The sequence below is a fragment of the Pelagirhabdus alkalitolerans genome, assembly GCF_900096905.1.
GTDB lineage: Bacteria > Bacillota > Bacilli > Bacillales > Amphibacillaceae > Pelagirhabdus > Pelagirhabdus alkalitolerans.
This window is the reverse complement of sequence record NZ_FMYI01000003.1, coordinates 185324-207471: the sequence shown is the minus strand read 5'-3', so window position 1 is coordinate 207471 and position 22148 is coordinate 185324. Positions and strand designations below refer to the sequence as shown.

At 37.0% G+C, this 22148-nt stretch carries 20 protein-coding genes, 1 other RNA gene and 2 other annotated features; of the genes, 3 read left to right on the top strand and 18 right to left on the bottom strand.

Features of this window, described 5'->3' with window-relative positions; translation table 11 throughout:
- Positions 1 to 6: 6 nt before the first annotated feature.
- From mltG to cymR, 13 genes are all read right to left on the bottom strand, one after another.
- Positions 7 to 1197 carry an endolytic transglycosylase MltG gene (mltG, locus tag BLR62_RS05585; RefSeq protein WP_090794377.1) on the bottom strand — a complete coding sequence of 397 codons (1191 nt, stop codon included), beginning with the start codon at positions 1195 to 1197 and terminating at the stop codon, positions 7 to 9.
- A 317-nt stretch (positions 1198 to 1514) separates the two neighbouring features.
- A complete protein-coding gene (locus tag BLR62_RS05580) occupies positions 1515 to 2183 on the bottom strand; it encodes a pentapeptide repeat-containing protein (RefSeq protein ID WP_090794374.1) in 669 nt (222 codons plus the stop codon).
- 160 nt (positions 2184 to 2343) lie between these two features.
- On the bottom strand, positions 2344 to 2622 hold the full coding sequence (locus BLR62_RS05575; protein WP_090794372.1) for a DUF1292 domain-containing protein: 279 nt from the start codon (positions 2620 to 2622) through the stop codon (positions 2344 to 2346).
- Positions 2623 to 2639: 17 nt separating this feature from the next.
- Positions 2640 to 3053, bottom strand: a complete 414-nt coding sequence (gene ruvX, locus BLR62_RS05570; RefSeq protein WP_090794370.1) for a Holliday junction resolvase RuvX — start codon at positions 3051 to 3053, stop codon at positions 2640 to 2642.
- A gap of 1 nt (position 3054) precedes the next feature.
- Entirely contained in the window at positions 3055 to 3321 is a 267-nt protein-coding gene (locus tag BLR62_RS05565) for an IreB family regulatory phosphoprotein (RefSeq protein WP_090794367.1), read from the bottom strand.
- Positions 3322 to 3415: 94 nt separating this feature from the next.
- The gene (gene alaS, locus BLR62_RS05560) at positions 3416 to 6049 is read right to left on the bottom strand and encodes an alanine--tRNA ligase (RefSeq protein ID WP_090794364.1); all 2634 of its coding nucleotides are present in this window, start codon (positions 6047 to 6049) and stop codon (positions 3416 to 3418) included.
- An 81-nt stretch (positions 6050 to 6130) separates the two neighbouring features.
- Positions 6131 to 6340, bottom strand: a binding site (T-box leader).
- 36 nt (positions 6341 to 6376) lie between these two features.
- Positions 6377 to 7381: an AI-2E family transporter gene (locus BLR62_RS05555; protein ID WP_218119755.1), complete on the bottom strand. Its 1005-nt coding sequence runs from the start codon at positions 7379 to 7381 to the stop codon at positions 6377 to 6379.
- Positions 7382 to 7415: 34 nt separating this feature from the next.
- Positions 7416 to 7601, bottom strand: coding sequence for a hypothetical protein (locus BLR62_RS05550; protein WP_090794359.1), 186 nt, complete (start codon positions 7599 to 7601; stop codon positions 7416 to 7418).
- 73 nt (positions 7602 to 7674) lie between these two features.
- Positions 7675 to 10008: an SF1B family DNA helicase RecD2 gene (gene recD2 / locus BLR62_RS05545; protein ID WP_090794355.1), complete on the bottom strand. Its 2334-nt coding sequence runs from the start codon at positions 10006 to 10008 to the stop codon at positions 7675 to 7677.
- A 15-nt stretch (positions 10009 to 10023) separates the two neighbouring features.
- On the bottom strand, positions 10024 to 10689 hold the full coding sequence (locus BLR62_RS05540; protein WP_176759225.1) for a tetratricopeptide repeat protein: 666 nt from the start codon (positions 10687 to 10689) through the stop codon (positions 10024 to 10026).
- A gap of 90 nt (positions 10690 to 10779) precedes the next feature.
- Positions 10780 to 11889, bottom strand: a complete 1110-nt coding sequence (gene mnmA, locus BLR62_RS05535) for a tRNA 2-thiouridine(34) synthase MnmA (RefSeq protein WP_090794350.1) — start codon at positions 11887 to 11889, stop codon at positions 10780 to 10782.
- A 25-nt stretch (positions 11890 to 11914) separates the two neighbouring features.
- Positions 11915 to 13048, bottom strand: coding sequence for a cysteine desulfurase family protein (locus BLR62_RS05530; protein WP_281241146.1), 1134 nt, complete (start codon positions 13046 to 13048; stop codon positions 11915 to 11917).
- A gap of 14 nt (positions 13049 to 13062) precedes the next feature.
- Positions 13063 to 13482: a cysteine metabolism transcriptional regulator CymR gene (gene cymR / locus BLR62_RS05525; protein WP_090794347.1), complete on the bottom strand. Its 420-nt coding sequence runs from the start codon at positions 13480 to 13482 to the stop codon at positions 13063 to 13065.
- Between the two features lie 189 nt (positions 13483 to 13671).
- Between cymR and BLR62_RS05520 the strand changes: the two genes are divergently transcribed.
- Positions 13672 to 14943: a replication-associated recombination protein A gene (locus BLR62_RS05520; RefSeq protein ID WP_090794345.1), complete on the top strand. Its 1272-nt coding sequence runs from the start codon at positions 13672 to 13674 to the stop codon at positions 14941 to 14943.
- Positions 14944 to 15029: 86 nt separating this feature from the next.
- Positions 15030 to 15656 carry an RsfA family transcriptional regulator gene (locus tag BLR62_RS05515; RefSeq protein WP_090794342.1) on the top strand — a complete coding sequence of 209 codons (627 nt, stop codon included), beginning with the start codon at positions 15030 to 15032 and terminating at the stop codon, positions 15654 to 15656.
- A gap of 175 nt (positions 15657 to 15831) precedes the next feature.
- On the opposite strand, the gene ssrS is transcribed toward BLR62_RS05515, so the two are convergent.
- The 3 genes from ssrS to hisS form a co-directional block, all read right to left on the bottom strand.
- A non-coding RNA gene (gene ssrS, locus BLR62_RS05510) (6S RNA) lies at positions 15832 to 16015 on the bottom strand.
- A gap of 67 nt (positions 16016 to 16082) precedes the next feature.
- Entirely contained in the window at positions 16083 to 17861 is a 1779-nt protein-coding gene (aspS, locus tag BLR62_RS05505; RefSeq protein ID WP_090794339.1) for an aspartate--tRNA ligase, read from the bottom strand.
- Between the two features lie 12 nt (positions 17862 to 17873).
- Positions 17874 to 19139, bottom strand: coding sequence for a histidine--tRNA ligase (hisS, locus tag BLR62_RS05500; protein ID WP_090794337.1), 1266 nt, complete (start codon positions 19137 to 19139; stop codon positions 17874 to 17876).
- Positions 19140 to 19199: 60 nt separating this feature from the next.
- Positions 19200 to 19425 (bottom strand) — a binding site (T-box leader).
- 158 nt (positions 19426 to 19583) lie between these two features.
- On the opposite strand from hisS, the gene BLR62_RS05495 reads away from it, so the two are divergent.
- The gene (locus BLR62_RS05495) at positions 19584 to 20624 is read left to right on the top strand and encodes an N-acetylmuramoyl-L-alanine amidase family protein (protein WP_090794334.1); all 1041 of its coding nucleotides are present in this window, start codon (positions 19584 to 19586) and stop codon (positions 20622 to 20624) included.
- 37 nt (positions 20625 to 20661) lie between these two features.
- Here the strand turns inward: BLR62_RS05495 and phoU are convergent, their stop codons facing one another.
- Positions 20662 to 21315, bottom strand: coding sequence for a phosphate signaling complex protein PhoU (phoU, locus tag BLR62_RS05490; RefSeq protein ID WP_176759224.1), 654 nt, complete (start codon positions 21313 to 21315; stop codon positions 20662 to 20664).
- 19 nt (positions 21316 to 21334) lie between these two features.
- Complete coding sequence (gene pstB, locus BLR62_RS05485; protein ID WP_090794328.1) at positions 21335 to 22147, bottom strand: phosphate ABC transporter ATP-binding protein PstB; 813 nt, start codon at positions 22145 to 22147, stop codon at positions 21335 to 21337.
- Position 22148: the final 1 nt, after the last annotated feature.

The following is a 22148-nucleotide window of genomic DNA, read 5'->3' as shown; positions in this document are numbered from 1 at the left end:
TATCATTTATAAATCACGATCTAAATGTTCATTTGCTAAGTCCCGATGTTCTTCAAAAGTTTCTGAATAGTAAATTTCACCGTCGGGTGCAGCGACAAAGAATAAATATGACGTATCTTCAGGGTTTAGTACAGAACGTAAAGAGCTTTCCCCAAAATTAGAAATCGGCCCTACAGGTAATCCTTCGATATAATACGTATTGTAAGGTGATTCAATTTCTAAATCTTCAAACAAGACGCGGTCTTTATGTTCGCCATGGGCATACAATACCGTTGGGTCAGTCTCAAGACGCATCCCTTCATCTAAGCGGTTATAAAAAACACCAGAAATTAAACGGCGTTCTTCTTCATCTCTTGCTTCTCGTTCAACTAAAGAGGATAACGTGACGACATCGTGAACATTTTTATCTTCAAGTGCTGCAATTTCATCATAATACTCTGATAAAACATCATCCGATTTATCGAGCATCATACGCACTATATCGTCAACACTCGCCTCACTATCATAAATTGGATAAGTTGCTGCAAACAGATAACCTTCGAGTGGATATCTAATGTCTTCATTTAGGATATCATCTGTTAGAAGCTCAGGATAGTCTTCGATAAGTTCTTCAATGTAATCCTCATCTTCCATCTGCTCAATAAAATCACCCGAATCAACATTCGCATGTGTTTCAAATAGCTCAGCAATTTCTTCTAATGTTCGTCCTTCTGGAATGGTCACTGTGTATACAGCTTCTTGTCCAACTGATCCTGTTAACAACACTTCTGAAATTTCTTCTAACGTCATACTAGGTGATAGCTGATAATCTCCAGCTTGGAAACCAGAATAATTGTTAAATCTTAAATAAATCGTATACATAAAGGCATTATCAATAATACCTTCATCTTCTAAGACGTCCGCAATACCAGATGTAGAAGTACCCATCGGAATCTCAATTTCTCTTAATTCTTCATCTTGTTCATCAACTGGTGATAAGCCATCCTGAACATATTGATAGCCTGTATATCCACCAAATCCGACAACAGCAACAAATATTAATATTAACGAAATGACGATTCGTCTAACGAGACGTGAATCTTTAGTTGTTTTTTTCTTTTTCTTAGGTGTATTCTCATCTGCTTCTTGATCGTCTACATTTGAATCAGTATCTTTATTTTCAATAGGATTTTTATCTTCATTGTTTTGTTTTGACATAATATATTTCCTCCTCATCCGCTACATTATACTATAAAAATCCATTTGATTTCTATTATTTTACGTCATTTTTTGCGATAAATAATAAATTCATTACTTAATCACAGGTATTTCACATAGAATAAATAAGTTTAAACGCTCCATACCATTAATCAATACATTTAGCTAAACCATGGCAATACATATCTAGCGCATCAGGATGTTTATTTAACACGTCAATTGTTGTTGGGTAAGGTGGTGTGTAGACCAGTGAATAATCAGTTTCTCCTTTATCTTCTTGGACAGTGAAAGCTAATTATTTTTTATCTCTATACTGCTCATGGGCTCTCATCACTCATAAAACCTGTATCTTTTACAACTAAACCTAATAATTGTGAAAATGCCCTTGCCTGTTCCTCATTAACAATACACCCTTTTAAATCTTCAATTCTTACAGTCATCGCATTAAAAGTCGATCGACTAATATCAATACCTTTTAGAGGTGTATTGGCTAAATTCGCCCCAGTCATTTCACACTTTTCAAAGTAAACTTTCTTCCAATCATTTTCAAAAAACTCTGCTTCTCTCACTATACACGATTCATAACATACAAACTTTTGCTTACTGTAACCAAAACCAGCTAACTGCAAGTTGCAATTAGAAAACGTGACATCACTTAATCGACTGTCAGCCATCATCACACCAGTCATTTGACAGTGGTCAAATAGAACACGCTTCATCGTCAACCTTTCAAACTGAGCATTAGAGAGATCACACTTTTCAAATAAAACGTCCCTTAGATAAGTTAAATTCAGCACAACATCTTCAAATCGAACATTGCGAAAAATAACGTTAATAAATTCAATTCCCTTTGCTTCTAACTTTGAAATCGTACAATCCTCAATCACTACACCTTCAATGTAAAGATCTTCTGGATCATATATTTCTGAGAATTTTACACTTTTTGATTCATCAGATACGTTTGGTTTCATTATTCTTGCACTCATCTTTTTAACCACCTAAATCAAAATTAAATATCGAGCTTCTCCTAAATGCATACGTTCATTTATGTATATTTCTATAAGTTTCTTAGCATTTAATTTATATAAATAAAATGACGCTAGTGAGTTTTTTGACTCACCGACGCCATTTACTTAACAAACTTTTTTATATCTCTTCATCGATTAATGTGTTTAGCATTTCTTCGACCATGTCCCATTCTTGATCCGTTTCGATGGCAAACAAGGCTAAATCATCTTCGTTTTCTTTCTCTTCGAAGCGGAAAGCAAATACTTCTTGTTCTTCCTCTTCTTTTTGGTCTACTGGGACAACCGCGATATAAGATTGGTTATTCTGTTCAACATCAAAAGTGAAAAGAACCTCAAATAAATGCTCTTCACCATTTTCATCCGGAATGATAATACGTTCGTTTTCTGATAGTGCCATGTGATGGCCTCCTTTAATTATTGGGCGTCCAAATACCCTTGTAATATCATGGCCGCAGCCATTTTATCAATTACTTTCTTTCTCTTTTTACGACTGACATCTGCTTCTAATAACACTCGCTCAGCAGCCATCGTCGTTAACCGTTCGTCCCAGAGTTTCGCTGGAATCTGAAATATCTCTTCTAAATGTTGGCCGTACTCTTTTGACAATTCACCGCGTTCACCAATTGACCCATTCATATGCTTAGGTAGACCAATAACAATTTCATCAATTTCATGTTCAGAAATAATCTTAGCTAATGCATCATCAGCCGATGTAATATCTCCTTCATCCCAATGAATCGTCGTTAGCCCTTGAGCCGTCCAACCTAATGCATCACTAATGGCAACACCAATTGTCTTTGAACCAACATCAAGTCCCATTTTCTTCATATTAGCCCTCTTTGTGATGATCGATATAGTATGTGACTAATTCTTCAATTAATTCATCTCGATCAAGTCTTCTAATCATATTACGCGCATCTTTATAACGAGGTATATAAGCAGGATCACCACTTAAAAGGTATCCTACAATTTGATTTGTTGGGTGATACCCTTTTTCTTGAAGTGCGTGATAGACTGTTAACAATACATCATTAACATTTTGTTCATCTGGCATATTGGATACATCAAACTTCATTGTTTTATCCATAGAATCCATCGATAACACCGCCTTTTATTATTTATGGGTCTTTTCCACTTATTTCATCTGTTAGTTACACCCATTATACCTGTTTACTCACCTAAATAACAAGTTAATCAACTGAAGCAATTAATGTTTTTACTTGCTTTAGGGCAGACTCAATCATTTCTGGCTTTTTACCACCGGCTTGTGCCATGTCTGGACGGCCGCCACCGCCACCACCACAAATTGTTGCCGCTTCTTTTATAAGTTTTCCTGCATGATAACCTTGGTCTACTAAGTCTTTTGAGACACCAGCTGCAAACTGTACTTTCCCATCATTAGCAGCCGCTAATAAAATAATTCCTGATTCTAATTTTTGTTTTAAATCATCAACCATCGTTCTTAATTGATTCATATCACTCACATCGACCTTTTCAACAAGTACGGTAACATTATTAATTGTTTCAACTTGATTAATAAGAGATGCTGATTCTGTATTTGACAATTTCTGTTTAAGTTGCTCTTTTTCTTTTTGTAACGCTTTTAAGTCTTTAAATACTGTATTTATTTTTTCAGGTACTTGTTCATTCGAAACCTTTAATAAGGAAGCCGCTTCATTCAATAAAGCTTCTTGTTGTTTCATATGGCGATACGCGCCTTGGCCAGTTGTCGCCTCAATCCGACGTGTTCCAGCCCCAATACCTGATTCTACAGTTATCTTAAACAGGCCAATTTCTGATGTGTTATGAACGTGAGAACCACCGCACAGCTCAAGGCTATAATCATCAATTTCAACAACGCGAACGGTGTCTTTATATTTTTCACCAAATAGTGCCATTGCTCCTTTTGCTTTTGCCTCTTCAAGTGAGTGATAGCCAATTTCAACTTGAATCGAATCCCAAATTCTTTGATTAACCGCTTCTTCAATCGCGATTATATCTTCTTTTGTTAAAGCATTAAAATGTGAGAAGTCAAAACGAAGTCGGTCTGGTTCGACTAATGATCCTGCTTGATTGACATGATCACCTAATTGGTCTTTTAACGCTTGATGAAGTAAATGTGTTGCTGTATGTGCCTTCTGAATCGCTTTTCGTTCTTTTGTATCAATTGATGCTTCAACTTGTTCTCCTACTCGGAAGCTACCGGATTGTACAGCTAATTGGTGTAAGTGGTGACCATCTGGTGTCTTTTTAACACTTACAACTGATGCTTTTGCATCATTAGTTTGAATCATTCCCCCATCAGCTACTTGACCGCCACTTTCTGCATAAAAAGGCGTGTCTTTTAATATAACATAGATTTCTTCTTCGCTTGAGGCATCAACGCGCTGTTTATTTTCAATAATCGCTTCAATTGTCGTTTCAACTTGATGGTGTTCTTCACCGACATATTGACTGTCGACGTTCAATTCACTGAAAACACCATCTTGTACTTGCATAGAATCAGATGATTGACGCGCATTTCTCGCACGTTCACGTTGTGCTTCCATTTCTTTTTTAAAACCATCTAAATCAATTGTGAATCCTTCTTCTTGTACGTATTCTTCCGTTAATTCCTTAGGAAAACCATATGTGTCATATAATTTAAAGACCGCTTCTCCAGGAAATACTGTTGATCCTTTTTGTTTCTCATCCTTTATAATGGATGAAAGAATATGCAGGCCATCATTTAACGTTTCGTGGAATCGTTCTTCCTCTTTCTTAATGACGTCTGAAACAAATGATTCTTTTTTAGCGACTTCTGGATAAAAGTCTTTCATAATTTGCGAAACGGTTGGAACCAGCTTATACATAAATGGGTCATGTATGCCTAAATCCTTACTAAAGCGAATGGCACGGCGAATCAATCGGCGCAACACATAGCCACGTCCTTCATTCGATGGAAGTGCACCGTCACTGATCGCAAAAGCAACGGTTCTAATATGATCACTAATAACACGATAAGCCGTATTGACTTCATCAGTCTTGCCATATGCTGTTTTAGCTGTTTTTTCGATTTCTTTTATAATCGGTAAAAATAAGTCTGTTTCAAAATTTGTCGGTGTGTCTTGAACAATCGACACAATTCGTTCAAGCCCCATACCTGTATCAATATTTTTCTTTGGCAGTGGCGTGTACGTGTCGTCAGGGTTATGATTGAATTGTGAGAACACAAGATTCCATACCTCTAAATAGCGATCATTCTCACCACCTGGATAGAGCTCGGGATCATTAAGATCATTCCCATAGCTTTCTCCTCTGTCATAAAAAATTTCTGTGTTTGGTCCGCTTGGGCCTTCACCTATGTCCCAGAAATTCTCTTCTAGGCGAATAATGCGCTCTTCAGGTAATTTCACTATATCTTTCCAGTAATTGAACGCTTCATCATCTTCAGGGTGCACAGTGACAGATAGTTTGGCAGGATCTAACCCTAACCATTTATCATCAGTTAAAAATTCCCACGCCCACATAATGGCTTCTTCTTTAAAATAATCACCAATTGAAAAATTCCCTAACATTTCAAAAAATGTATGGTGACGTGGTGTGAACCCTACATTTTCGATATCATTTGTTCGAATTGACTTTTGCGCATTAACGATGCGCGGATTATCTGGTTTAACACGACCATCAAAGTATTTCTTTAATGTTGCGACACCACTGTTAATCCATAGAAGTGTCGGATCTTCTTTAGGAATCAGTGATGCACTCGGTTCAATTTGGTGATTTTTTTCTTTGAAAAAATCTAAGTATTTTTTCCTGATCTCTTGTGACGTTAGTGTAGTCATGAATATATTCCCTCCATCATCATTAAAATAGCTATATACTTACTTTAAGCGTATTAAAAAAACTCCCACCTCTGCATGAACTGCAGGGACGAGAGTATTATAATCGCGGTACCACCCTGATTATAGCGCTAGACGCTATCACCTTATACACCATTAACGGCGTGCCACCGGTAAGTTTTCCCTTACACTCCGAACAAGCTTCTGTAATCCTTCATTTAGTTTATTTTTCAGCCAAGAATAAACCTCTCTAGAAATGGACTATTACATACTCGCGTTCATCTATGATTTACATTATAACTTCACCTGGATATTATAGATAAGTTTTCACTATCTGTCAATCCAGATTAACCGTTTAACAAACGGCCATGAACGCTTTATCACAATTAAAATTGGAACAGCAAAAACCATCCCTATAAAGCCAAACCATTCTTGAAAGATAATAAGCGATACAATTATAGCAACCGGATGGATCAATAGGCGCCTCCCAAAAATAATAGGACTAAGAAGTTGACTCTCAATAATTTGAACAATCACAAGCGCAATAATTAAATAAATAACACGTCTACTATCTTGAGCAGCCATCATGAATGCAGCAGGTAACCCTCCCAAAAGTGGACCAATAAAAGGGATTAAGTTCATGATCATCATAAATAGCATCAGCATTAATTTGTGCGGTAGTTGAAATAAAAAATAGACAACACCTGTTAAAACACCAACAATAATGCTTAATAGAATTTGACTTCTCACATACTGAATTAAGTAATGATAAAGATCAGTCATCCATTTATATACCTCTTCACGATAAAGAGGTGACAAGCGTTTTAAACATGTCTTGATAAACACTTCAGAATCAATTAAAAAGTAATGAACTAAAATAGGAATAGCAAACAAACTAATTAAATAATCAATATAAGTAAAGGATAGTGTAAGTCGGTCTTCTATCCAAAGAATCACACGGCTCTCTATAGCCTCAGTAAATTGTTTCCCATCATCTTGCAATGTTTGAGGTAATCGCCTTACCCACATATTGATAGTATCACTATAGTGATTCGATAACGTTTGAACCTCTTTAATTAGAAGTTCGATTTGTTCGACTAAAACCGGATAAATAACCATCACAAACAACGAAAAGATGAGAATGACACTCACATAAATTATAGCTACACTGTAGTACTTAGGAATCGACCATTTGATCAATTGATTCATAATCGGTTTTAATAAACACGCTATTAAAAATGCTAATGCCAATGGAATCATGAGCTTAATAGCCAAGTGACGAATCGGTTCAATCATTCGAAAACTCGTCACCAGGATGACAACTAAGATGCTCATTAATAAAATGATGACATGTTTTTTTCTTAAAAGATTACTCCACACGTCGCTCATCTTCAGTAAATAGATCATTTAATGAAACGAGTGTCCCATCCCGGTCGAGCCCCGCAACGTCATATAAATGACGTTCTTTTTTTATTTCGACATAACAATTCCAACAATAATACTGGCTTGGGCCTATTTCTCCTAAATGATTTGAACCACAATTTAAACATCTCATAAAAAACACCCTTTCTTTCACACTTAATCTAAGTATGGAAAAAAAGGATATTTTTTAAACTTGTAGCTCGTAACTAATTCATAAAATCAAAAGGAGACAGATTTTGCTCGTCTTCTACGATCTCTTCTAATCGATCCGCATATTTAGAATCTGTCACTGTATGAATCAGACGATCTGTCAGTGTCGTAAATCGCTGATTCGTATCTTCCGCTCGCACACCTTGTAAGAAAGCATGCATCGAGCCACAAATAATTAATGACGATTTAGCACGAGTGATCGCTGTATACAATAAGTTTTTCTTTAACATGCGACGGTAACTCATCGTCATGGGCATCACGACAATCGGAAATTCACTACCTTGTGATTTATGAATCGAAATACAGTAGGCGTGCATAATGTTTAAGAGATCTTTCCGGTTATACACAACATCGTTCTCTTCATATGTCACGACAACTTGTTCTTCTTCATCAACATTTTCATTCGCCCTAAAAATAGCTGTAATCTCACCGATATCACCATTAAACACACCATCTTCAGGTTGATTGACGAGCTGAATGACCTTATCACCTTTTCTGAATACAACATCTTTCATATACAATTCGCGCTTGTTTTTTTCTTTCGGATTTGCAATTGATTGAATTTGTCTGTTCAATTGATGTATACCAACGTCTGTTTTATACATAGGAGCTAAAATTTGAACATCTTTTAACTCAAATCCTTTACTAAGTGCTTTCTCAACAATTTGTGTAATCGTGCCTAATAATTCATGTTGTTCTCTATTTAAAAAATTAAAATCTGATGCTTTTAATAACGTTGTTTCGTCGACACGATTGTGTTTAATATCATGTGCCAAATGAATGATTTTAGAACCTTCTTTTTGCCTGTACACTTCATCTAACTGAGTCGCTTGCACTTTTTTACTCTCTAATAAATCTCTTAAGACTTGCCCTGGTCCCACTGAAGGTAATTGATCCTCGTCACCCACAAGTAATACTTGCATCGAATCCGGTATCGCTTTAAATAATTGATTGGCTAAAAATACATCAACCATTGAAAATTCATCGACGACGATGATCGAACCTTCTAACTGATTCGCTTCATTTTTTTCAAAACCTTCATGACCATCCCAACCGAGCAATCGGTGGATGGTTGAAGCAGGTAGTCCTGTTGATTCGGTTATGCGCTTTGCAGCTCTGCCAGTTGGTGCTGTTAAAATAAATGGAAACTTATTTTTACTATCGTAATCAGCTAAATTTAGTGACTGATCCATTAAGACGCTATATGCTTTTAGAATACCTTTAATAACCGTTGTCTTACCTGTACCAGGCCCACCGGTTAAAATCATGACTTTCTCTTCTAACGCTGTTTTGATCGCATCATATTGTTCTTTTCCATAACTTAATGATTCTTCCTCTTCAATATTACCGACGATTTTTAGTAAGTCCGCTTCTGTCACTTTATCTTCTACTGGATGTTGCAATAATCGGTTAACTTGGGTTGATAATCCAGCTTCTGCAAAGAACAAAACAGGTAAATAGACACGCTCTTCTTCTGTAATGACAAATGATTCTTCATTTAATTTAATCACTTCTTCTTCAATCATTTGTCCCGTAATCCCGTGTTTATGACCATCGAGGAGCTGAATTAAACGATTCGCTAGATCATGCATAGGTAAATAAACATGACCTTCTTGCATTGATTCTTGTAAGCTATATAAGATTCCGGCTTGAATGCGTGCTGAACTTTTTAATGATACACCTTGTCCAACGGCTATAAGATCAGCTCTGTGAAAACCAAACCCCTCGATATCAAACACATATTGATAAGGATTGGACTCCAATGTTTCAAGCGCTTGATCTTGATAAACTTTATATATTTTTTGAGCCAACTTTAAACCAATACCATACTTCTGCAAACCAACAACAATATGATCAAATCCTTGGTGCTCATTTAACGTTTGTACAAGTTGCTTTTGCTTTTCTTCAGTAAGGCCTTTAATCGAATCCAGAACAGTCGGATCTTTCATGATTTTAGAAACAGCTGTTTGCCCGAGGGAGTCAACGATCCGAGTAGCGATTCGCTTTCCAATTCCATAAAACAAATCACTGGATAAATAACCGATCAATCCCTCTTCTGTATCTGGTAAATAACGTTTGTAATGTGAGACTTCATATTGAAGGCCAAACTTTTTGTGATGAACAAATTCGCCATGAAATACATACTCTTCACCATCTAATAATTCACCAAAATAACCTTTAATCACAATCTCATCATCTTCATACGTTTCATTTGTTTCAAGAACCCTTACCTTTGCAATGGAGAACTGCTCGGTCTCATTGACATAAATCATATGAATTAATTGAGCTTTTATATAGTTTGATTGTGTCTCAACCGATGTTTCGTCCATTATGCATACCTCACTTTATTCCTCTTCATCTAATAATTGTTCAATATTGAATATCGCATCAAATGCTAATTCGTGCTCTGGGTCTTTTTCTACCGCAGTATAAAGAATCTCTAGTGCTTCATCCACTTCATCTTTAAACAATTTAGCAATACCTAAATTGTAATAAACATCACCATTTTCAGGATCAATCGTTTTCGCTTTTTCAAACCATTCAACGGCCTCATCGACTTGATCGAGTTGGGCTAAAGCTAGACCGTAATGGAAATTAAATTCATAACGATTTGGGTCTTCTTGAACTGCACGTTCAAAATACGGTAAAGACTCTTCAGTTGACTCTAATAAATAAAAACACATGCCAATCATAAAATCATTATCAACTTCTTCTAGACCTGTCTCTCTCGCTTTTAAAAACTGATCAGTAGCTTGATTTAATTGATCTTGATCAAAATAGATGTGACCTAGACCGAAATAAGCAATCGATAAATCCGGATCGAGCTCCAATGCTTTTTTATAAAAGACTTCAGATCGTTTGACATCTTCCATAATCGACAAGAGATTAGCAAATTGGAAATATCCGAGTGGATTGTCTGGTTCCTTTTCAATAAATGTCTCCAAGTACTCAGCAGCTTCTTGATAATCACCCTTCTCCATCTTTGCAACACCTTGATTTAATAAATCCATTTTATTCTCTCCTTTTAAAATACTTAAGTATAGCGTTTGATTCATTATGTATGGCTTGGCTGATCTTTTAAAGAACAGCCAAGTTGTTACTTAGCCGACGTAATCTAGTTTTTCGCCTTCTCTGTATATGTCATCAATCGTTCCGCCACCTAAACAAACATCGCCTTGATAAAGAACGACAGATTGGCCAGGTGTGACGGCTCTTTCTTGGTGATCGAAATCAACTTTAATCCGTCCATCATCGAGTGGTGTCACTTGGACTGGCGTGTCTTTTTGTCGATATCTAAATTTTGCTGTACATGTGATCGGTTCGTTAGGTGCTTTGTCAATCCAATTGACATCAGATGCGAATAATTGATCTGATTTCAAGTACACATTGTCATAACCAGCTTCTACATAGAGAATATTATCCTCTAAGTTTTTACCAACAACAAACCACGGACCACCTGGCCCACCAATTCCTAAACCTTGACGCTGACCAATTGTATAATACATCAAGCCTTCGTGCTGTCCTTTGTCCTCACCGTCCATCGTTTGGATTCGACCTGGTTGAGCAGGGAGGTATTCACTTAAAAATGTCTTAAAGTCTCTTTCACCGATAAAACAGATCCCTGTACTATCTTTCTTAGTTGCCGTGACTAAGCCATGGTCATGTGCAATTTGACGAACATCACTTTTAGGCAAATCACCTAACGGGAACAATACTTTCTCTAGCACATCTTCAGACAATTGATTTAAAAAATACGTTTGGTCTTTATTATGATCGATGCCTTTAAGCATCTCTGTTTTTGATCCTGTCACACGTTTTCTAGCATAGTGGCCTGTTGCAACGTAGTCAGCACCTAAAGATAAAGCGTGGTCTAAGAACGCTTTAAACTTGATTTCTTTATTACACATCACATCTGGATTAGGTGTTCTTCCTTTTTTGTATTCATCTAAGAAATACGTGAACACTTTATCCCAATATTGTTTTTCAAAATTCACTGCAAAATAAGGGATATCTAATTGATTGCACACACGGACGACATCATCATAATCTTCTGTCGCTGTGCAAAACCCCTCATCATCTGTGTCATCCCAGTTTTTCATAAAAATACCGATCACTTCATAGCCTTGCTCTTTTAGAAGCAGCGCTGTGACTGAAGAATCAACACCACCACTCATGCCAACAACCACGCGTGTATCTTTATTTTCTTTCACTGAGAATCACCTCCATTCCTTTTCCTTATTGAAGCCTGCTTATAACGTTAGCGATTCGTTTCGCTGCTTCTTTAATTTGACCTTCATTATTTGCTAAGCCAAAGCTAAAACGGATCGCACTATTTAATCGTTCATCATTTTGTTCATACATCGCACTTAAAACATGCGAGGATTCAATCGAACCTGCTGTACAGGCACTTCCACTAGAAGCAGCAATCCCTTCTAAGTCAAAATTCATCAGTAACGATTCAACATTCATTCCATCAAAACTAAGATTCACAATAGCCGGTGAAGCATTTTCAAGATTGCCATTGATCGAATATTTAACACCTAACGTGTTCAACTGGTCTAAAAATAACGTCCGATATGCTTCATATTCTTTTGCTAAATCATTTTTAAATAATGAGACAGCCTTTTCCATACCTTTTATCAACGGTAGTGCCTCTGTGCCTGGACGCTTTAATCTTTCTTGAGAACCCCCAAATAAATGAGGCTGCACAGAAACAGCTGGCTGGCTGTATAAAAAGCCAACACCTTTAGGCCCATTAATTTTATGAGCAGAGACCGTTAACAGATCGACCATTAAGTCTGTCACATCAATCGGTAACAGCCCATAAGCCTGCACAGCATCTGTATGGAAATATGCTTGGTGTTCGTTTAATAATTGACCGATTTCTCGAATCGGTTGAATAGCTCCTACTTCATTATTGACCATCATAACGGAGACTAAAATGGTATCATCTCTTAAATGAGAAGCCACGGTTGAAACATCCACAATTCCATTTTCATCAACTGGTAAATAGGTCACATCAAAGCCGATCGTCTCTAAATATTCCGCAGCATGAAGAACCGCGTGATGTTCTACTTTTGATGTTATAATATGATTACCTTTATCGCGATTGGCAAGTGCCGTACCGATCACAGCTAAATTGTCCGCTTCTGTTCCGCCACTTGTAAAATAAACATCTTTTTCCTTTGCATGAATGGAATTTGCAAGTGTTCGCCGCGCTTCATCTAATAATCGTCGTGACTGGCGTCCGTACTGGTGAATACTTGATGGGTTACCGAACGTCTCACGCATACAAGTAGACACAGCATCAATCACTTCTTCATGCATAGGTGTTGTTGCTGCATGATCTAAATAGATGGGTTCTTTCACAACCATCATCCTTTCTAAATATAAAACATATAAGGATCGTTATCCTCAGACTCATTATATTCTGATAAGTCTTTTAATGTTGTCGTATCTAAAACATTTTTGACAGCATCACGTACTCTTATCCATAATGCTTGCTTAACAGGTTCTTCATCTTCAATACCTTCAACAGGTGTAATAGGGCCTTCTAATATACGAATGATATCGCCAGCTGTAATCTCTTCAGCGGGTTTAGCTAGCAAATAACCACCATACGCCCCTCGTATACTTTTAACTAATCCAGCATTTCTAAGGGCTGGAACTAATTGTTCTAAATAATGATCACTTAGCTCATAATCTGATGCAATTTTTTTTAAAGACATAGGACCTTCATTATTGTGTTTACTCAGTGCAATCATGATCGTTAATCCGTACCGTCCCTTTGTTGAAATTTTCATTATTTAACACTCCTATATCTATTCGTTGTTATATACTTTGACGTTTCGATTAAGTCCATTTAACATTATAGCATGAATGCTTCTATACTTGCATTTAGAATGCAAGGTTAATTAGATAAAACCTATTCAAATAATGTGTTATTCAGTGAACATTTATGAACAGAACGATTTAAAAAGGAGATGAATAAAATGGTCAACCAACCATTAGCATTCAAAATGCGCCCCACACATATAGATGACATTATCGGACAACTTCACCTCGTTGCACCTGGAAAAATGATTCATAGGATGATTGAAGCCAATCGCTTAATGTCGATGATTTTATACGGCCCACCTGGAACAGGTAAAACATCAATGGCTATTGCACTGGCTAAAACATTAGGTTTACGCTATAAACTCCTTAATGCTGTGACCGATAAGAAAAAAGATATGGAGATCGCGATTGAAGAAGCAAAAATGTCCGGCACACTTGTGATTGTAATGGATGAAGTGCACCGACTTGATAAAGCAAAACAGGACTATTTACTACCTCATGTTGAAAGCAACCTTATTACACTAATCGGATGTACAACGAGTAATCCGTATCATTCCATTAATCCAGCTATTAGAAGTCGTATTCACTTGTTCGAACTCGAAAGTCTAACGATTGATCAAGTAAAAATAGCACTTAAGCGGGCTCTAAATGATGATGAAAAAGGATTAAAGAAAAAATCCATCACACTTTCAAGTGATGCATTAGACCACTTTGCTTTGGCAGCAAATGGTGATTTAAGAGCGGCGTTAAATGGACTGGAATTAGCAGCTTATTCAACCAAACCAAGTTCAGATGAAACCATCCACATTGATTTAGAAGTAGCTGAAGCATGTATGCAAAAGAAAAGTTTCTCACATGATAAAGATGGAGATGCTCATTATGATGTGCTCTCTGCTTTTCAAAAATCAATTCGAGGCAGTGATGTCGATGCTAGCTTACATTACTTAGCTAGACTCATCGAAGCGGGCGATTTAGATAGTATCGCCCGGCGCATGACAGTGATTGCTTATGAAGATATTGGACTTGCCAATCCACAAGCAGGCCCACGAACACTCGCTGCCATTGAAGCGGCAGAACGCGTCGGTTTTCCCGAAGCTAGAATTCCCCTATCAGTTGCAATTGTTGAATTAGCACTATCGCCAAAATCCAATTCAGCATATAAAGCACTTGATTCGGCATTATCAGATATTCGAAGCGGTCAAGTCGGACAAGTACCGATCCATTTGAAGGACAGTCATTATAAGGGAGCAGAGTCACTAGGCCGAGGGATTGACTATAAATACCCTCATAATTATCCCGGTGGTTGGGTTAAACAAACCTATTTACCAGAATCATTGCAACACAAAAACTATTATGAGCCTCTAGATACAGGTAAATTTGAAAGAGCTTTAAAAACAATGTACGAACAAATCAATAATTATGAATAAAATACACATGATTGAGAATACTTATGGTATAACAATACGATTTAGTTAACTAGTAAAACTAGATCACTTGAAAAGGAGCCATAAGTATGACAAAAGAACGCCAAGATGCATGGTCAAGTCAAGATGATAGCCTATTAGCCGAAACAGTATTAAAACACATTCGCGGTGGAAGCACACAACTCAACGCGTTTGAAGAGGTTGGCGATCAATTAAATAGAACGTCAGCAGCTTGTGGGTTTAGGTGGAATGCTGAAGTCAGACAAAACTATGAAAAAGCCGTCGATCAGGCTAAACGTGAAAGAAAAGAGTTAAAACGCGCACAGATTAAAGCACAACGCCTAACGCCCTCACATGATTTAAAACATACATTTGTTGAAGCTGAATCCAAATTAACTGATTCCGTTGATATTGATCAAATCATTCAATCTTTAACTCAATTAAAACAAATGTTGCACGTTGAAGCTAAAGGTAAAGAATCTATTCAATCGTTAACAGAAAAGCACCAATTATTAATTGAAGAAAACGAGAAATTAAAAAAGCAAGTGGATTCGTTAACTGAACAACTAGAAACCGTCCAAGAAGACTATCAAACCTTTATTAAGATCATGGATCGCGCAAGAAAGATGGTTGTCTTTAATGACCCATCAGAACTCCCTTCTTTCTCAATGGATAAAAACGGAAACTTAGAGCCGATTACACCACAATCTTTATAATTTAAAAATAGCGCTTTATTTTAAGCGCTATTTTTATGAGTGAAATGACTATATAGAAGCACTTACTAATTATTCTTTAATGCTCTCATAACGTTGACTAGACATCAAAAACAAACCGTAAGAAAACTAGTGACATTCATTAGTTTTCTTACGGTTTGTTTAATACATTAAACATCTCAATCCCGATCGTGCCGTTGAAATAAAAAGTTTTGAACCCGCTCCTAGGCAGGTGGGTGCTCTGCTTCTTGCTTCTTGCGTCCAAGACATGCAAGGCTTGCATTCCACAAGAAAACATCAAGCTCCCGACTTTATAATGTTCGGTCAAAACATGATAATTTTAACGAACACATCAGGATTGATTTGTTAAATACATATTAGCATAGATTCTAGGCAAAATCAAGTTAATTTGAAAGGGTTTTCACTCTGTTATGACTGTGAATTTTTCTCAATTAATTGAAGATGTAGTTCTTCTAATTGTTTTGTCGAGACTGTTCCCGGTGCATTTGTTAACGGATCACTTGCTGAAGCCGTTTTAGGGAAGAGAATCGTATCTCTTAAGTTTGATTTACCCGCCAGAAGCATGACTAAACGGTCAAAACCAAGCGCAATCCCACCATGAGGAGGTGTTCCGTACTCTAATGCATCAAGTAAAAATTGGAATTGATCTTGAGCTTCTTCTTTTGAAAAGCCTAATACACGGAACATTTTCTCTTGCCAATCTTTTTTATGAATACGTAGTGAACCACCGCCAAGCTCAAAACCATTTAAAACAATATCATAAGCAGATGCTTTAACAGATGCTGGATCAGATTCTAATTTATCAAGATCTTCTTCTTTTGGAAGTGTGAATGGGTGATGTGCTGCGACGTATCGGTTTTCATTGTCATCGTATTCAAGAAGCGGCCAGTCTGTCACCCATAAAAAGTCAAATCGATTATGATCGATTAAGTCGAGCTCTTTTGCTAACTTAAGACGCAAAGCACCCAAACTGTCATAAACGACCTGTGTCTCATCAGCCACAAATAATAATAAATCATCTGCACTCGCATCTAAACGGTCTGTCATAGCAGTCGCTACATCTTCGGTGAAGAATTTTGAAATCGGTCCTTTTAGACCTTCTTCTTCTACTTTCAACCAAGCCAATCCTTTGGCACCATATATTTTCACGAAATCAGTCAAGCGATCAATATCTTTCCTAGAGAAGTTTTGTGCTTGTCCTTTCAAGTTAATTGCATTTACTTTCCCACCTGATGCGACAGCACTTGCAAACACTTTAAAGTCTGATTGCTCGACTATATCTGAAACATCCATTAATTCTAATCCGAATCGCGTGTCAGGTTTATCAGAACCAAATCGACGCATCGCTTCATCATATGAAAGGCGATTGAACGGGATTTCAACATCGATACCTTTAACATCTTTCATGACTTTAGCCAACATACGCTCTGTCATCGACATAATTTCATCACTCGACATGAATGACGTTTCAATATCGACTTGCGTAAACTCTGGTTGCCGGTCTGCTCGTAAGTCTTCATCTCTAAAGCAGCGTGCAAATTGGAAATAACGTTCAAACCCTGACATCATAATCAATTGTTTAAACAACTGTGGAGATTGAGGTAGTGCATAGAAATGGCCCTCATGAACACGGCTTGGAACTAAATAGTCCCTTGCCCCTTCCGGTGTACTCTTTGTTAACATCGGCGTTTCCATCTCTAAGTAATCCTCTTCTGTTAAGAATGAGCGCATACTTTGTGATGCTTTGTGACGTAGCTTGAACGTTTCTTGCATCGATTCACGACGCAGATCAAGATAACGGTATTTTAAGCGCACATCTTCTGAAGTTTCATCTTTTTCAGACAATGAAAAAGGAGGATTCTTCGCTTCATTTAAAATTTCAATTGATGAGATGCTGACTTCAATCGTTCCTGTCTTCATGTTAGGATTGACTGTTTGTGGGTCACGATCAACGACATTTCCTGATACTTCAATAACAAATTCCGTACGTACTTGTTCTGCTACTGCTAATGCCTCTTCTGATACAGTTGGATTAAAAACGATTTGGACAATTCCTGATCGATCTCTTAAGTCAATAAATATAAGACCACCTAAGTCACGACGTTTTTGGACCCAACCTTTCAGTGTCACCTGATTTCCAATATCTTTTTCTGTTAAGTCGCCTGCTAAATAACGCGCCTTTACCATGTTTTTGCCCCCTTAAATACGGTCTTTAATGTATGATACAAGGTCTTTATGATCAACTGTTTCTTGTATACCATCCGTCATATTTTTTACTTGAACAACATTTTGTTGTAATTCTTCATCGCCTATGATTAATACTAATGTTGCCTTTTCACGATCTGCTGTTTTAAATTGAGCTTTCATCTTTTTACCTAAATAATCTTTATCCACTTGGATATTATGTTTTCTAAGCTCGTGAACGAGTTCAACAGCTTTTAAGTTTGCTTCATCATTCATTGAAATCACGTAGCAATCTAATCCTTCATTAACTGGTAACTCCACACCTTCTACCTCTAGAGCCATAAGTAAACGCTCAACACTTAATGCAAAACCGATACCTGGTGTATTTGGACCGCCTAGCTCTTCAACGAGTCCGTTATAGCGACCGCCACCTGATAAAGTTGAAATCGAACCAAACCCATCAGCATCACTCATGATCTCAAATGCTGTGTGATTGTAGTAGTCTAACCCTCGAACGAGATTAGAATCTACCACATAGTCAATTCCCATTGCATCAAGGTATTTTTTGAGTTGGTTAAAATACTCACTTGCTTCATCTGTTAAGTAAGATAAAATTTTAGGTGCATCTTGCATCGCCGGGTGATCTTTATCTTTTTTACAATCCAATACACGTAACGGATTTTTCTCAAGACGTTGCTGACAATCTGAACACAATTCTTCTTCATGCGGTTTGAAATGATTGACTAAAGCTTGACGGTGAGCCTCCCTGCTTTCTTGATCGCCTAAAGAGTTAATCACAAGACGTAGTGATTTTAAACCTAGGCTTTGATATAAGTGCATCGCCAGACCAATCACCTCTGCGTCAATTGAAGGATCTGCACTTCCTAGCGCTTCTATGCCAAATTGGACAAACTGGCGCATTCTACCTTGTTGAGGACGCTCATATCGAAACATGGGGCCGTTGTAAAATAATTTTTGTGGCTGTGTGTTTACGCCATATAATTTATTTTGAACGTAAGACCTTACAACTGAAGCTGTTCCTTCAGGGCGAAGTGTCAGACTTCTGTCACTTCGGTCATTAAACGTATACATTTCTTTTTGAACGATATCTGTTGTGTCTCCAACGCCTCGTTGAAACAATTCAGTATGCTCAAAGATCGGTGTTCGTATTTCTTTATAATTAAATTGATGACAAATTGTTGTAAATACATCTTCAACATACTGCCATTTTTCACTATCACCTGGCAATATATCTTGTGTTCCTCGTGGTAAGTGAATCATTAATAAGCCTCCTTTAGCTTTCTTTAACCTTTTTTAGACACAAAAAAAACGCCTCCCTGTAAAAGGGACGAGCGAATAACCCGTGTTGCCACCCTAGTTGAGTTATGCATGATCGATAACTCCACTTTGAACAATAACGCCTGCTCGCGGCTATGTTTACTATAAATTTCAACATAGCACCTACGGAATGTCTTTCATTAAAATGCTTGATGAACAACCTTTCAGCTAGTGGCTATCCTCTCTTATATCCGCTCTTTTTAATTACTTTTTCCTTCATTGGTGTTGAGGTTCCTTTAATTGACTTGAATTGTTTATAATATTACTGTTTGAACTATGTAATGTCAAGTCTATCCTGTTATTTTTCTTTACTAGACTAAAGAATGTTTTGACTTTTTGTAAGAAGGTTTATTATCATATAAAGAGATCAACAAAGGAGCTTACTATATGAATTTTAAAATCACTACCACTCTACTAGGATTTAGCTTTATTTTTTTCCTATTTGCGACTCATACGACTTATGCACAATCGGTTCAAATTGATTCGGATGATTTATTAATTCGAAGCGGACCTGGCACTGAACATGAACCGATCGGATCTGCCAACTCTGGTGATACATATCCCTATCTTCAATCAGATGCAGAGTGGTTAGAAATTGAATTTAACGAAGCGGCCGGTTGGGTTCACGAAGATTTCGTTTCCATCATTGAACAGTCAAGTGAATCACCATCTTTTGATAATGGAGATATGCCTGAAATGATGATGATTCCTATTGATAAGGTCACATTGCGAGAAGACGCAACGGTTGGATCGAATCGACTTCGAGAACTTACCAAACATCAAACAGTGACGATTCTTGAAAGCGTTGATGGTTGGATTCAAGTTGAAACACGTGATGAAACAGTAGGTTATATTCCGAGTTGGCTTTTAGATGTCGATCAGTCTGATGCAAAGCCAATCAATGACCAAACAATCGTCATTGATCCAGGACATGGTGGTGAAGATATTGGTGCAACAGGCATATCAGGACGTTACGAAAGTGAATACGCGCTTTTCACGTCTTATATTTTACAACGTCAACTAGAGCTTCTAGGAGCAAATGTAGCATTAACCAGAACGGATGATTACTACCATGCGCTCGGACCACGACCTGCACTTAGTAATTATAAACATGCTGATGCCTTTATTAGTATTCACTACAATAGTGAACCAAACTATCCAAGTGCTAACGGGATGGATACTTTTTACCGGGACAAAATAGATGAAGAACTTGCGTTATCTGTTCATGATCAATTGATCGAAACAACCGATGCCAATGACCGTGGAGCCTCAACAGGTAACTATCAAATTCTACGTTTATCTAAAAGACCCAGCATGTTATTAGAATTAGGTTTTTTATCGAATCAAACAGAAGAAGAACGTATTCAATCAACCCCTTATCAATACCTTATTTCAGAAGGGGTTATTAAAGGATTATTAAACCCATGAGACGAACGTCCTTAAATAGGATGCTCATCTTATGGGTTTATTTATTCAAATCGATATTATAGCCTTTAACCATATAGGTGATGCTCTCAGAGATATTGGTTAAATAATCACCAAACCGCTCTAAGAATCGCGCACATAGAGTTGTTTGAATCATCCATTCTCGTTCTTCAATTGAATCTGTAGAATACATGACAACTTCTTCAAGCAACTTAGCATAGAGTTTATCCATTTCATCATCTTTGTCGGCTAATTCTTTAGCTAACGTAATATCTTCTTCTTTATAAGCCACAATCGCTTTTTCTAGCATCTCTGTTGCTAATTCATGCATGGTGATAATGATTGGGTCCACTTCTCTTGACTCGGATTCTTTTAATTTAGTCGTTACTCGAGCAATGTTTTTAGCATGATCAGCCATTCGTTCTAAATCCGTTGTTATTCGAATCGTAGCAATCAAATGCCGTAAATCTGTTGCTACTGGTTGTTGTTTTGCAATTAATCGTACTACCTGTTCATTAATGGACAAGTCTAAATTATCTATCTTAATATCTTCTTCAATAATTTCAAGTGCCAGCTGATTATTATGAAATTTTAGTGAATCCATCGATTTATCCAATTGGTCTAATACATTTTTTGCTAACTGATTGACCTGATTTTTTACATCTAGTAACTCTTCTTCAAATTGTTCACGCACAACTGTAACCTCCCTTTTATTAACCGAAACGTCCTGTAATATAATCTTCTGTTCGTTTATCTGTTGGTGCTTGGAATAGTGTATCGGTTTGACCGAACTCGATGACTTCACCATTTAAGAAAAACGCTGTATGATCAGATACACGTGCTGCTTGCTGCATATTATGTGTCACAATAATAATTGAATAGTTTTGTTTTAATTCTTGAATTAATTCTTCAATAATTAATGTTGATTTAGGGTCAAGTGCCGATGTTGGCTCATCCATCAATATGACGTCTGGTTGGATTGCCAATGTTCTCGCAATACATAAACGTTGTTGTTGACCACCTGAAAGACTAAGCGCTGAATCCCCTAATCGATCTTTTACTTCGTCCCATAAACCTGATCCTTTTAAGCTTTTTTCGACTAACGCATCAATTTCTTTCTTGTTTTTCTTACCGTGAACTCTCGGTCCAAATGCTATATTATCGTAAATCGATTTTGGAAAAGGATTCGGTTTTTGAAAGACCATTCCAATTGATGAACGTAATTCAACTAAATTTATTTTTTCATCAAAGATATTAACCCCTTGATAATTTATTTCACCTTTCGTTTTAACACTTGGGACAAGTTCCACCATTCGATTCAACGTTTTTAAAAATGTCGACTTACCACATCCAGAAGGCCCAATAATTGCTGTGACATTTTGTTTATCAATCGATAAATTTATATTTTTTAAGGCCTGATCTTCTCCGTACCACAAGTTAAGATCCTTTGTTTCAAAAATCGGATCCAGCTGTTTGTTAGGCTCTTGTTTATTCGTTGTCTGTTCATTCGGGACAATCTTTAACATG